We start from the raw sequence: 13,560 nt of genomic DNA, 5'->3' as shown, positions 1-13,560 counted from the left end.
TAAGCATATAATATTGTTGGAATTAATTCAGTGAAATGAAGGGATATTATGATTATTAAAGTTATGACGTACAATATTCATGGTGGAAAGGATATTGAAGGAAATTTGACATTGTACGGGATTTCTAATTTGATTAGAGAAATAGGTGTTGATATTGTCGGATTGCAAGAGGTTGACGTGTTTTTAAAGCGTTCATATTTTTTAAACGAGATTAAGTATCTGGCAAAAAGGCTTAAAATGCATTATGCTTTTGGACCGAATTTAAGAATTGGGTTTGGATCGTTTGGCAATGGAATACTTTCCAGGTATCCTATTGTAAAGAAAAAGAATCATCACATTTACTCAAAAGGTGAAAGAAGGGGTGTATTGACAGCGTTGATACAGCTAAATGAAAACAAAAAGATATGGTTTTTGACTACCCATTTGGGACTTAATCGTAAAGAGAGATTGGTGCAGTCACAAGAAATATTGAAAATCGTTTCGAACTTGGAATATCCGGTTATTATGACGGGGGATTTTAATGAGACACCTGGAGAAGAAGCTTATTCTACCATAATCAGAGTGCTTAAAGATGCTGTAAATACTCAAAATTCTGCTTTTCACACTTATGTGGATGGATGCGAAAATGTCAGAATAGATTATATAATGCATTCAAAAGGCATGCGCGTTGAATCAATAAAGGCTATTGACTCTACTTTATCAGATCATTTACCGGTAGTAGCTTCTTTAAGGTGTGATTTTTGAAAATGTACTTGACACATAGACAAAAATAAATTATTATTTAAATAACAAGTCATTACTTTATCACTTTACAAAAATAAAGTAAAATAGTATAAGAGGTGCTTTGATGAAGAATTTACCTGACGGAGTACAGGATTTTTTGCCTGATGAGTTGAGATTCAAGCGAAACATAGAAAATATATTGAGAAATACATTTGAATTATCAGGATACGAAGAGATAATGCCGCCTACATTTGAGTACATTGACAACTTTTCTGTCACATCGGGAATTTTTTTCGATGAAAACAATATTTACAGGTTTTTTGATAAAAAAGGAGATCTACTGGTATTAAGACCTGATGTTACGACACAAGTGGCGAGAATAGCATCTACAAAATACAATGAATATCCGCTTAAATTTTCCTACATTGCTAATGTTTTTAGATATGATAATCCACAAGTAGGCAGAATGAGGGAATTTACACAGGCAGGAATAGAGCTTATAGGGAGAAATCATGAATATTCTGACGCAGAGTGTATATCTGTTGCAATTGAAGCTCTTAGAAACATTGAGATAAAAGATTTTAAAGTAGATATTGGTCAAGCAGAATTTTTTAAATCGATACTTTGTGAGTTGAGGCTGACTAAGGAGGAAGAAGATATTCTAAAAGGACTTCTTAAAGACAAGAATCAGTCAGAGATCGAATATTTTTTAAAATACAACAATATTACAGGGCGTAACTATGAATTGGTAGCTAATTTGCCACTTTTCTTTGGGGGCATAGATGTTGTAGAAGAAGCAAAACGCGTATATGGATTTGAAAGTGCCATGAAAGCTTTAAACTATCTTGAGAGAGTTTATGACATTTTAAAAGATTTTGACATGGATAGTTACATTACATTTGATTTAGGCATGGTTCAAAGTATCGATTACTACACAGGACTAATATTTAGAGTATTTGTAAAAGACCTTGGTTATGCAATTTGTGCAGGTGGCAGGTATGACAACTTGTTGAAAAATTACGGCAAAGACTTACCAGCTACTGGTTTTGCTATAAGCGTTGAAAGAGCTATGTTAGCACTTCAAAGTCAAAGCGGCATAACCACTAAAAAGCCTAAGAGGGTGGCAGTGGTTTTTGATGAAAAAAACAGAAAAGTTGCATACGACATCGCAGTGAAATTGAGAAAGCAAGGGAATATAGCTGAACTTGTAAATATGGACAACAGTGAATATGCTAACAGAAAGAAATTTGATGAAATTATCAAGGCAGGTGTGCAAGATGGATAGCATAACAGTAGCGCTGCCTAAAGGGAGATTGGCAGAAAAGTCTTTTGAAGTATTTGCATCATGTGGCATAACTACAAACATTCAAAATGAGATTTCGAGAAAATTATTTATATACGATCATGAAAATAATCTCAATTTTATACTTGTAAAGCCATCTGATGTGCCTACTTATGTAGAGCACGGTGCTGCAGATTTGGGTGTTTGCGGAAAAGATGTGCTTTTGGAATTGAAAAGAGACTGTTACGAGGTTCTTGATTTGGGATTTGGCAGATGTAAAATGGTTGTTGCAGGCCCTTTGAATAAGAAGGATAATTTTTTGAGCAACAAGAGGGTTGCGACTAAATTTCCAGCTATAGCTGAAGAATTTTACAAAAAAAAAGGAGAAAATGTGGAAATTATAAAATTAAATGGTTCTGTAGAATTGGCTCCATTAGTAGGGTTGTCTGAAGTCATAGTGGATATCGTAGAGACTGGGACAACTCTAAAGGAAAATGGACTTACAGTGTATGAAGAGATATTTTCTTCCAGCGCGAGGCTTATCGTAAATAAAGCCAGCATGAAGACAAAAAGTGAAAGGATAAAGGAAATAATATACAAATTAAAAGGCGCTATAGAAAGCGATATGTTTAAGGCTTAGTATTGATTTGAAGGAGCTGGTGATAGTGATAGAAATTTTCGATTTTAGAAGCTCAATTGATTACAAAGTAATAGAAAAGTTGACTAATAGATCAAAATTAGAAGATAAAAGGATAGAGGATATTGTTTATGAAATAATTCAAAATGTAAAGATGAATAAAAATAAGGCTTTGTTTGACTACACACTGAAATACGATGGTGTTGAAATAGACGAGAGCACCATAATGGTATCACAAGAAGAAATAGATGATGCATACAGCAAAGTAGATGGCGATTTTTTATCGTCTTTGAGGAAAGCCATAAAAAATATTGAAGATTATCACCAAAATCAAAAGCAAAAGACGTGGATGGATTTTAAAGACGGTATAGTGTATGGTCAGAAAATCAGACCTTTAGAAAAAGTGGGTATTTACGTGCCTGGTGGAACTGCTTCTTACCCATCTTCTGTCATTATGAACAGCATTCCGGCAAAAGTTGCTGGAGTTGATGAGATTATTATGGTTACGCCCATAAAGATGGGGATAAGTCCATTTGTGTTGGTTGCTGCTAATGAAGTAGGAATCAAAAAAGTATATAAAATCGGTGGAGCTCAGGCAATTGCGGCATTGGCTTTTGGAACAGAATCTGTGCCAAAGGTGGATAAAATAGTCGGACCAGGAAATATATTTGTTGCGATGGCTAAGAAGGCTGTTTATGGATTCGTAGACATCGATATGGTGGCAGGACCAAGCGAAGTTTTAATAGTGGCTGATGAAAGTGGCAATCCCTCCTATCTTGCAGCAGATCTTTTGTCGCAAGCAGAGCACGATGTTATGGCATCTGCGGTTTTAATCACCACTTCGATTGAGGTTGCAGAGAGTGTAAAGATGGAGATAGAAAGGCAAATTAAGTATCTTGAAAGAAAGGAAATAATAGAAAAATCAATAAATGATTATGGAGCCATAATCGTCGTTGATGACTTAGATGTAGCATTAAGCATAGCAAATGAAATAGCACCTGAGCACTTAGAACTTGTTTTAGAAAATTCTTTTGAGATGATAGGAAAAGTAAAAAATGCAGGTGCGGTTTTCTTAGGAGAAAATTCGCCAGAACCTTTAGGAGACTATATGGCAGGTCCTAACCATGTGCTTCCTACCAGTGGAACATCGAAGTTTTTTTCGCCGCTTTCCGTTGATGATTTCATTAAAAAGATGAGCATCCTCTACTACGACAGAAAATCGCTGATGAAGGTAGCAGATGACATAGTAAGGCTTGCAGAATCAGAAGGGCTTACTGCACATGCTAATTCCATAAAAGTGAGGTACAGATAATGATATACGATTTGATTAGGGATGAGATAAAGGGTTTTAAGAATTACGAAGTCCCAACAATAGAATGTATGTATAAAATGGATGCAAATGAGACTCCTTTTGGCCTTCCTGAAGCTACTATGAATAATCTTCAGGAAATAGTAAAAAGTGCGAATGTCAATAGGTATCCGGACCCTGTAAGCTTAAAATTGAGAGATAAATTAGCGGAATACTGTGGCACAACCAGAGAAAATATCTTTGTAGGGAATGGTTCTGATGAGATAATTCATATATTGATGAACGCTTTTGTCTCAAAGAATGATTGTGTCGTATACCCCGTACCGTCTTTCAGCATGTACAAAGTGTATTCTCAAATAGCTGGTGCAAAAAATGTAGAAGTGGCCTTGAAAGATGATTACAGTTACAATGTTGATGAAATCATAAATACAATAAATATATTTAATCCTAAAATGGTCATTTTATGCAATCCCAACAATCCAACAGGTACTACATTAGATAGAGATGACATAGTAAAAATACTGAAGGTTAACGATGGAATTACGGTTGTTGATGAGGCTTACTATGAATTTTATGGAGATACAGTAGTTGATTTGATTGGAAAATTTGAAAGGCTTATTGTATTAAGGACCCTTTCAAAGGCGTATGGCCTTGCAGGATTGAGAGTTGGATATGCAGTATCAAACTCTGATGTAATTAGTTGCCTTAATATGGTTAAATCACCTTACAATGTAAACAGCATATCGCAAGCAATTGCATTAAGTGTTTTAGAAGAAGGACGAGTTGACGAAAAAGTTGATTACATCAAAAATGAAAGAAAATTTTTACAGGATGGATTAAAGGAAATAGGCAACTTAAAAGTGTATGATTCTAAGGCCAATTTTCTGCTGATAGAATTTGATGATGCTTACTATGTGTACAATAAACTATTGGAAAAGGGCGTACTTGTGAGAAATTTCTTAGGAGACAAAATCCTCTCTAATGCACTTCGCGTGACGATTGGAACGAGAGAAGCAAATAGTTATTTTTTAAAATGTCTTAAGGAGATATTAGTATGAGAGAAGCGGAAATTAGAAGAAAGACAAATGAGACAGATGTATATGTGAAGATAAACATTGATGGGAAAGGAAATTCATCAATTGATACTGGAATAGGCTTTTTAGATCATATGCTAACTCTTTTTTCGAAACACGGTCTTTTTGACTTGCAAGTGGTTGCAAAAGGCGATTTGCACGTTGATACACATCATACTGTCGAAGATGTAGGTATAACGTTGGGGCAGGCTTTCTTAAAAGCTTTAGATGACAAGATGTCGATTAAGCGTTACGGTGTTTCATACGTCCCCATGGATGAAGCGCTTTTAAGAACGGTAGTTGACATAAGCGGAAGACCATATCTTTATTACAAATTGAAGCTTGACTCCACATTGCTTGGGAACTTTGAAACGGAAACTGTAGAAGATTTTTTTAGAGCATTTGCGTTTAATTCTTTGATTACGCTTCATGTAGAAATGCTACATGGCATAAACACACATCATATAATAGAGGGTGCTTTTAAATCGTTAGGACGTGCATTAGATGAAGCGACAAAAATAGATGACAGAATAGATGGAATACCATCAACGAAAGGCTCATTATAATTAAGGCGGTGTTTAAATGATAGGCATTGTAGATTATGGAATGGGAAACTTAAGAAGCGTAGAAAAAGCATTCCAATATATTGGGCATGATGCAAAAATCATCGATGATGCAAAAGAAATTAAAGATGCTGCAGCGCTGGTATTGCCCGGTGTAGGAGCTTTTCCTGACGCTATGGAGATATTAAATAAAAGAGGAATTTCAAATGCCATCAAAGAAGAAGTGGAAAAGGGAAAGATGCTATTAGGTATATGCCTTGGCATGCAGCTTTTGTTTGATAGAAGCTTTGAAGTCAGGGAGACTGAAGGATTGCACATTTTAAAAGGCGAAATATCTGAGATTAAGACAAATTTAAAAGTGCCACATATAGGCTGGAATTCTCTCATCATAAAAAAGGATAATCAACTTTTAAATGGGGTAAGGGATGGAGACAGCGTATATTTTGTCCATTCGTATTATCTTTCAAATGGAGATTTAGATGATATATGTGCGACAGTTGATTATGGAATTTCAATACCTGCTGTTGTATGTAAAGACAATGTATTTTCTTGCCAATTTCATCCTGAAAAAAGCGGTAACATTGGGCTTAAGATATTAAGGAATTTTGCAGAGATGATATGATTTTGATTTTTGGAGGGATTTGATGCTTATTATACCTGCTATAGATATAATAGATGGTAAATGTGTAAGGCTTACAATGGGAGATTATGAGAAAAGTACAGTGTACTATGAAAAACCAGATGATGCAGCGAAGGCTTGGAGAGATCATGGTGCTAAAAGAATTCACATTGTCGATTTAGAAGGGGCTAAAGAAGGACGCCTTGTGAATTTGCGTTCTATCGAAAAAATAAGAAAAGCATTTGACAACGAAATAGAAGTAGGCGGTGGAATAAGAAACATTGAAACTGTTTCAGAGCTTTTTAATTTAGGTGTTGATTACATCATTTTAGGCAGTGTAGCAGTACATGACAGGCGATTGCTATTAGAGATCACTGAAAAATATAAAGATAAAATTATCGTGGGAATTGATGCAAAAGACGGATATGTTGCTACGAAAGGATGGCTTGAAAAAAGCCACATAAAAGATGATGAACTTGCAAAAGAGATTAAAGATATAGGTCTTAGTACGGTCATATACACAGACATTAAAAAGGATGGAATGATGGAGGGCCCTAATTTTGACGCAATAAAAAATATCGTCAATACTCAGTTGAATGTCATTGCTTCTGGAGGAATTGCCACATTGGATGACATACGGAGATTAAAAGACATGGGAGCATTTGGAGCTATAATAGGCAAAGCTCTTTATACAGGCAGAATAAATTTAAAGGACGCATTGGAGGTCGTACAATGATTTCAAAGAGGATTATACCTTGTCTTGATGTAAAAGATGGACGAGTTGTAAAAGGCGTGAATTTTGTAAATTTGAAAGATGCCGGAGATCCTGTAGATGTAGCAGAGGAATACAATAAAGCTGGTGCTGATGAGATAGTCTTTTTAGATATTACAGCGTCTTATGAAAAACGGGATATAATGATAGATGTTGTAAGAAGGACATCGGAGAAAGTATTCATACCCCTTACTGTAGGTGGAGGAATAAGGACTGTAGATGATTTCAGGCGGATACTGAAGGCAGGAGCAGATAAAATTTCAATCAATTCCGAGGCAGTTAAGAATCCAGATCTTATAAAAGATGCTGCAAAGAAATTTGGCAGCCAATGCGTCGTTGTTGCAATAGATGCCAAAAGAAAAGCTGATGGCAAAGGCTTTGATGTGTATATAAATGGGGGTCGTGTTAATACAGGATACGATGTATTAGAATGGGCGAAGAAGGTGGAGAGCTTGGGAGCTGGTGAGATTTTGCTTACAAGCATGGATGCAGATGGAACGAAAAACGGATATGATATTGAATTGACGAGAATGGTGGCTGAAAATGTAAGAATACCTGTTATAGCATCGGGCGGTGCAGGCTGCAAAGAACACTTTAAAGAGGTTTTTTTGGAGGCAAAAGCCGATGCAGCATTGGCAGCTTCTCTATTTCACTATGGAGAGCTTGAGATAAATAAACTCAAAAGTTATCTTAAAGATAACCATATACCTGTCAGGATGATTTGATGGAAAGGATCGTGTTTATGTACATTGATGAATTGAAATTTGATGATAATGGATTGATACCCGCTATCGTTCAAGATTATAAGACAAAGGAAGTCCTTATGATGGCTTACATGAACAGGGAAAGTCTTGAGAAAAGTTTAGAAACTAAGGAGACGTATTTTTTCTCAAGAAGTAGGCAGTGCTTATGGCATAAAGGCGAAACATCCGGCAATATTCAACACATTAAATCTATCAAATACGACTGCGATGGTGATACGATCCTTATAGAGGTTGAAGCGGATGGACCTGCTTGTCATACAGGCAATAGAAGCTGCTTTTACAGAAGCATTTTAGATCTTTCAGGTGATGAAAGTGAATCAATCTTAAAAAATCTCTACAGAAGGATCGAAGGTAGAAAAGAAAATCCTGTAGAAGGGTCTTACACAAATTACCTTTTTTCAAAAGGATTGAATAAGATTTTGAAAAAGATTGGGGAAGAAAACACTGAAATATTGATCGCATCAAAAGAAGGTGACAAGGAAGAAATAATATATGAAATAGCTGATTATATTTATCACTTATTGGTTTTGATGGTAGAAAAAGAAATAAGCCTTGAAGATGTGTATGATGAACTTTCAAGAAGGTATTACAAAACAGATGAATTTAAAGAACAACACAAAATGAGAAAAGAGACAAAATAAGGAAGCATCGCAAACTTCAATTAAGTAGTTTGCGATGCTTCCTTATTTTCGACTTTGTAGACGTTCCAAGGAATCTTGTCTATCAACTTGTTTTTATATATTGAATCAGCCCCCATAAATATATAATTCAAATTTTGCGTATTTGGAATGTCAATCTTAATCCAGACTACATTTTTACTAAAGACTGGATTTGAAATTGGGACATTGTAGATGGAATTTTTAGCCTTTCTGTACTCGTAAAGTTTTCCGCCTATCAGTCCTATATCTATTCTTTTGATATCACCTTTGTAAAATAGCCTCATTTCCAAATGATAAGCCACTTTTTTTGATATAGGTGCCAATGACTTCATTCCTACGTAAAGCTCATTTCCTCTGTAGTAAAATGATGCCATCTCAGTGAGATCTGCGCTTCTGTATATCTCTTGATTTAATACGCCTCCTGCAGGAACTTTAAACAATGTGTATGGCATTTCTGCCTGATTTAAATTTGGCAGCGTGCTGACATCCTTTATATTTATTACAGGTTTCGTGCCAAAAAGCTCGTTTTGCCTTACAAATCCCATTAAAAATGGTTCCATCACAGCAATTTGAGATTTGTATTTCTTAAGTGCTACTTCCTTCTTTTGGATTTCGCTTGGCGTCAATTTGAACACCTGCCATTTTGTATTGCTGTCAGCTATATCAACAGGTGGAAGAAGCGGTCTGTTTGGCTCTAAAAGCCATGGGACAGGCCATTGTGGATGATGAATCAGAAACATATGCTCTCGTACATTTAAGTTCATGGCTACGATGGCATATCTTACAAAATTGCTTACAGCCCAATGATCAGGGTGCACGTCATCTGCCATTGGATAATAAATATCTGTAGGATTGAAAGATTTTATGATTTCTTGTATGCAATTTTCAAGATTGTTTCCTGTATATGCTATGCCAGGTTTATACACATTTTTATAGGGGGAAAATGCGGATTTTGTTCCGCCACTAATTCTGGGAACGTTATTGTCCCAAAAATCGCTCCATAAAAAACGAGTGCTACCATCAGCAAAGCCTAAAAATACTACATCGTTTTTTGGAAGGCCAAGTTCTGCCATTGCAGCTATGCTTTCACTTTGTCTTTGAAGGCCAAGCTTATAAAAGTCTGATGGTGTAGGATTTACATGACCTGTAAGTACAGCAGCAGCTTTTTTGTAGCTATCTCCATTTGTAACTATGACTACTTTTACCGGAATGTTTTGGCTTACTGCTCGCTGTATGACTCCCGCCATTCCTAAAGATTCATCATCAGGGTGTGGTACAATTACAAGTATCCGTTGTCCGGGATTTTTAAATTCCGGTTCCGGCTTTTTTTCTGTCAGATTTGCGAAGGTGGTCTTTAAATTCATAACATATGATACCAATAGCGATAATACAATTATAGTAATTATTAAATATTTCTTCACCTTCATCGCTTCACACCTCCAATTATGTCATAATTGTAGCATATATTTATTAATAATTTGTTAAAAAATTGAGATTTTATGTGAAAAATTTTTTGTAATGTATAACCATAAGCGTAAAATATTATTTGAGAGAAAATTTTTAGGAGGCATTGGCATGATAGTTGATTTCCATTGTGATACGTTGTACTTAGCTGAAAAATACGGAAGAGACATGACGATAAAAAATACTGATGGGCATCTTGACTTAGTTAGATTAGAAGGAGGATTGGTACATCTTCAAGTATTTGCCACTTTTGTTGAACCAGAATTTATGAAAAAAGATGCTGCAGCAAAAACGTTAAAGATGATCGATAAACTTTATCAAGCCATAGAAAAAAGCGATAGAATCAAATTGATTTTAAGTGGTGATGATATTGATGAAGCAAAAAATAAAAACAAATTAGGCGTATTATTGTCAATAGAAGGCGGCGAAGCAATAGAAGGAGATTTGTCCCTTTTAAGGATGTTTTATAGACTGGGCGTGAGAGCTATGACGCTTACTTGGAGCCTTAGAAATGACATAGGTGATGGTGTATTAGGATGCAAGGATTGCGGCATCACGCAATTCGGTGAAAGTGTCGTAAAAGAAATGAACAGGTTAGGAATGATCGTAGATGTATCACATTTAAATGAAAGAGGATTTTGGGATGTTGTAGATTTGTGTGATAAGCCATTTATAGCGTCCCATTCTGACTGTAAAGCTCTTTGCAATCATCCGAGAAATCTAAGTGATAAGCAGATAAAGGCTATTGCTGATAAAAATGGCGCCATAGGAATTAATTTTTGCCCTGATTTTTTAAGAGAAGATGGCAATGCTACAATAGAAGATGTGCTTGACCATGTGGAATATATTGCGAAATTAGTAGGTGCAGAGCATGTTGGATTTGGCTCAGACTTTGATGGCATAGAAAAAACACCTCTCGAGCTTCATGATGTATCGTGTTTTCCTAAGGTACTTGAAGGACTTAAAAAAAGAGGTTTTAACGACGACGAAATAGATTTAATATCTCACGGCAATTTCGAAAGAATAATAAAAGAAATCTTACATTGATTATTTTTACAATAAAAAATAGCCCCGATGATTTAATTGGGGCTTGCATATGTTAAAGGGGGAGTCATTGTTTTGACCAAGAATACATTATACATATAATTCAAATAAAAATCAAGAGGTTATTAAAAAATTATTTGATAAATAAATTTTCAGAAGATTATATTTTAGTGTCAACTTTTATACTTTTTTGTTGAACAATTTAGCTTCAGTAATTATAATAAAAATATAGCACTTTATTGCTGTATAGTGAAAATAAAAATTGGAGGTAAGACAATGAATATCGATATTATAAGAGAAGTAGATCCTGAAGTGGCTGATGCAATTTCTAATGAGATTAAAAGGCAGAAAAATAAGATTGAGCTGATCGCATCAGAGAATTTTGTAAGCCCTGCAGTCATGGAAGCGATGGGCTCACCGCTTACAAACAAGTATGCTGAGGGGTATCCTGGAAAGCGGTATTACGGAGGTTGCGAGTACGTCGATGTAGTTGAGGAGTTGGCAAGAGAGAGGCTTAAAAAGCTTTTTGGAGCAGAGCATGCAAATGTACAGCCTCATTCTGGCGCTCAAGCCAACATGGCAGCTTATTTTGCATTGATAAATCCAGGTGATACAGTATTAGGCATGAATTTGGCACACGGTGGACATTTAACACATGGCAGCAAAGTAAATTTCTCAGGCAAGTTGTACAACATCATACCTTATGGAGTAAGGGAAGACACTGGTTTTATAGACTACGATGAGTTGGAAAGATTAGCAAAAGAGTACAAGCCTAAGCTTATTGTAGCAGGTGCAAGCGCGTATCCCAGGATAATAGATTTTAAGAGATTTAAAGAAATTGCAGATTCAGTTGGAGCATATTTAATGGTAGACATGGCACACATTGCAGGACTTGTAGCGGCAGGACTTCATCCTAATCCTGTAGAGTATTCAGACGTTGTAACGTCTACAACACATAAGACTTTAAGAGGGCCAAGAGGCGGCATAATCTTATCTAAAGAGGTTCACGCAAAGGCCATCGATAAATCTGTTTTTCCAGGAGTACAAGGTGGTCCACTGATGCACGTAATCGCTGCAAAAGCAGTATGCTTTAATGAAGCATTAAAACCAGAATTTAAAGAATATCAGAAGAAGATCGTGAGAAATGCAAAAGCCTTGGCAGATGGCCTTATGGACAGAAAAGTGAACTTAGTTTCAGGTGGTACAGACAATCATTTGATGTTATTGGACTTAAGAGGGACTGGCGTCACAGGCAAGGAATTAGAAAAAAGGCTTGACTATGTAGGAATAACGGCAAATAAAAATGCCATACCAAACGATCCATTGGGTCCTAATGTCACTTCAGGCCTAAGGCTTGGAACACCAGCGGTTACTACGAGAGGAATGAATGAAGATGACATGGATGTGATTGCTGATATAATCTATAATGTTTTAAAAGATGAAAATTACGTTGATGTAGCTAAAAAGAGAGTAAGTGAACTTCTCGACAAATATCCACTTTATGAATAAGCCTGCAGTTAGGCTTATTTATTTTTACTTGTTTTAGGATTTCTTATGAAAGACAGTATCAATGCTATAAGCGGTATGATTATCTGCAGCGGCACATGAATATAAAGCGTCGTCAATTTAAGGCCAATCAGAATGTGAAGTGGGTATGAATCAGCTATTAATATAGATAAGGCGTATACGATAGTGCCCACAGGTATAAGCAAAAATTTGTACTCTTTTAAGTTGAAGATCGTCTGTATTGTCTTTATGGCGGCATACGTAAAGACAGTTATTTTTATGACACCTCCTATAACAGTTACTATTGCATAAAATGGGTCAAGATTTCTAAAAGTTCCAAATTTCATTATAAGTGCAAGCTCATAAAATGGGAAATTTGCCCTTGTCGCTTCTGCTACTCCAAGGACTGAAAATATTTCCACTGTGTTTAATGCAAGCCAAAGGCCTGTTGTTACAACTAATGCAAAGCAATATTTGGTCAATTTATTTGTGTTAAACTTGAATTCTGGGAACACCATCATAAATGTGATAAGCTCACCGTATGGAAATGTGAGAATATTTGGAAATGCAGCTTTTACTACAGGCATAAGTCCATTTCCTAAGATAGGAAAAATTTTTTTTATAGTTACACAATTTACGCTGAATACGCCAATGATTTGAAAAAATGCCATGATAATAAAAGTTGGCAATAGCACGTGTGAAGACTTTATCATAACGCTTATGTCGAACACAAGGTAGTACATAACTACAACCAAAATTGCAATTGAAAAGGCTGATACAGGTGCTTGCTTGTATATGGTACCTATATTAAGCTCGGCAAAATCTCTTGTTACGCGGGCAGCTATGTACAAGAAGTAAATGGCGTAAATTACAGAAAGCACTTTGCCAAATGCCTTTCCAAATGTGACTTCCAAAATTTGAGGCAGATTTCCATCGTGCATTTTATAAAGTGTTACGTATAAGTAGACCAGTGGCAGTGCAGCGACAGTTGCCAGCAATATTGATATCCACGCGTCTTGCTTTGCAGACGCGCCTAATACAAATAATACAGCACTTCCTAATTCAAACGCCAGCATTGCAGAAAAAAGTTCCTTGTACGTTATTTTATTCATTAGTTTCACATCCTAATCTGCTATTCTATATTA

General features: G+C 35.9%; 14 protein-coding genes. 12 read left to right on the top strand and 2 right to left on the bottom strand.

Going from position 1 to position 13,560, the window contains the following annotated elements; all coding sequences use genetic code 11:
• Positions 1-48: 48 nt before the first annotated feature.
• The 10 genes from HNR52_RS03045 (at position 49) to hisIE (ending at position 8,383) form a co-directional block, all read left to right on the top strand.
• Positions 49-744 carry an endonuclease/exonuclease/phosphatase family protein gene (locus tag HNR52_RS03045; RefSeq protein ID WP_013787246.1) on the top strand — a complete coding sequence of 232 codons (696 nt, stop codon included), beginning with the start codon at positions 49-51 and terminating at the stop codon, positions 742-744.
• Positions 745-847: 103 nt separating this feature from the next.
• Positions 848-2,008 carry an ATP phosphoribosyltransferase regulatory subunit gene (gene hisZ / locus HNR52_RS03040; RefSeq protein WP_435619674.1) on the top strand — a complete coding sequence of 387 codons (1,161 nt, stop codon included), beginning with the start codon at positions 848-850 and terminating at the stop codon, positions 2,006-2,008.
• Entirely contained in the window at positions 2,001-2,645 is a 645-nt protein-coding gene (hisG, locus tag HNR52_RS03035) for an ATP phosphoribosyltransferase (protein ID WP_013787248.1), read from the top strand. Before hisZ ends, hisG begins: the two co-directional genes overlap by 8 nt.
• 25 nt (positions 2,646-2,670) lie before the next feature.
• Positions 2,671-3,954 carry a histidinol dehydrogenase gene (gene hisD / locus HNR52_RS03030; protein ID WP_435619683.1) on the top strand — a complete coding sequence of 428 codons (1,284 nt, stop codon included), beginning with the start codon at positions 2,671-2,673 and terminating at the stop codon, positions 3,952-3,954.
• Positions 3,954-5,009, top strand: coding sequence for a histidinol-phosphate transaminase (gene hisC / locus HNR52_RS03025; protein WP_013787250.1), 1,056 nt, complete (start codon positions 3,954-3,956; stop codon positions 5,007-5,009). Before hisD ends, hisC begins: the two co-directional genes overlap by 1 nt.
• A complete protein-coding gene (gene hisB, locus HNR52_RS03020) occupies positions 5,006-5,590 on the top strand; it encodes an imidazoleglycerol-phosphate dehydratase HisB (protein ID WP_013787251.1) in 585 nt (194 codons plus the stop codon). Before hisC ends, hisB begins: the two co-directional genes overlap by 4 nt.
• A gap of 16 nt (positions 5,591-5,606) precedes the next feature.
• Positions 5,607-6,209, top strand: a complete 603-nt coding sequence (hisH, locus tag HNR52_RS03015) for an imidazole glycerol phosphate synthase subunit HisH (protein WP_013787252.1) — start codon at positions 5,607-5,609, stop codon at positions 6,207-6,209.
• Positions 6,210-6,231: 22 nt separating this feature from the next.
• Positions 6,232-6,942, top strand: a complete 711-nt coding sequence (gene hisA / locus HNR52_RS03010; protein WP_435619673.1) for a 1-(5-phosphoribosyl)-5-[(5-phosphoribosylamino)methylideneamino]imidazole-4-carboxamide isomerase — start codon at positions 6,232-6,234, stop codon at positions 6,940-6,942.
• Positions 6,939-7,703: an imidazole glycerol phosphate synthase subunit HisF gene (gene hisF, locus HNR52_RS03005; protein ID WP_435619672.1), complete on the top strand. Its 765-nt coding sequence runs from the start codon at positions 6,939-6,941 to the stop codon at positions 7,701-7,703. The genes hisA and hisF overlap by 4 nt, the downstream gene beginning before the upstream one ends.
• Positions 7,703-8,383, top strand: a complete 681-nt coding sequence (gene hisIE, locus HNR52_RS03000; RefSeq protein WP_013787255.1) for a bifunctional phosphoribosyl-AMP cyclohydrolase/phosphoribosyl-ATP diphosphatase HisIE — start codon at positions 7,703-7,705, stop codon at positions 8,381-8,383. The genes hisF and hisIE overlap by 1 nt, the downstream gene beginning before the upstream one ends.
• Before the next feature lie 20 nt (positions 8,384-8,403).
• Here the strand turns inward: hisIE and HNR52_RS02995 are convergent, their stop codons facing one another.
• Entirely contained in the window at positions 8,404-9,828 is a 1,425-nt protein-coding gene (locus HNR52_RS02995; RefSeq protein ID WP_435619671.1) for a PIG-L deacetylase family protein, read from the bottom strand.
• A gap of 148 nt (positions 9,829-9,976) precedes the next feature.
• On the opposite strand from HNR52_RS02995, the gene HNR52_RS02990 reads away from it, so the two are divergent.
• Both HNR52_RS02990 and glyA read left to right on the top strand, forming a co-directional pair.
• Entirely contained in the window at positions 9,977-10,912 is a 936-nt protein-coding gene (locus HNR52_RS02990) for a dipeptidase (protein WP_435619670.1), read from the top strand.
• 273 nt (positions 10,913-11,185) lie between these two features.
• Positions 11,186-12,418: a serine hydroxymethyltransferase gene (gene glyA / locus HNR52_RS02985; protein ID WP_435619669.1), complete on the top strand. Its 1,233-nt coding sequence runs from the start codon at positions 11,186-11,188 to the stop codon at positions 12,416-12,418.
• A 14-nt stretch (positions 12,419-12,432) separates the two neighbouring features.
• Here the strand turns inward: glyA and HNR52_RS02980 are convergent, their stop codons facing one another.
• Positions 12,433-13,527, bottom strand: a complete 1,095-nt coding sequence (locus HNR52_RS02980; RefSeq protein ID WP_435619668.1) for a GerAB/ArcD/ProY family transporter — start codon at positions 13,525-13,527, stop codon at positions 12,433-12,435.
• Positions 13,528-13,560: the final 33 nt, after the last annotated feature.

The organism is Thermoanaerobacterium thermosulfurigenes (assembly GCF_051201035.1).
Classification (GTDB): Bacteria; Bacillota; Thermoanaerobacteria; order Thermoanaerobacterales; family Thermoanaerobacteraceae; genus Thermoanaerobacterium; species Thermoanaerobacterium thermosulfurigenes.
The sequence above is the reverse complement of the archived record's forward strand: the minus strand, read 5'-3'. Positions and strand labels throughout refer to the sequence as shown.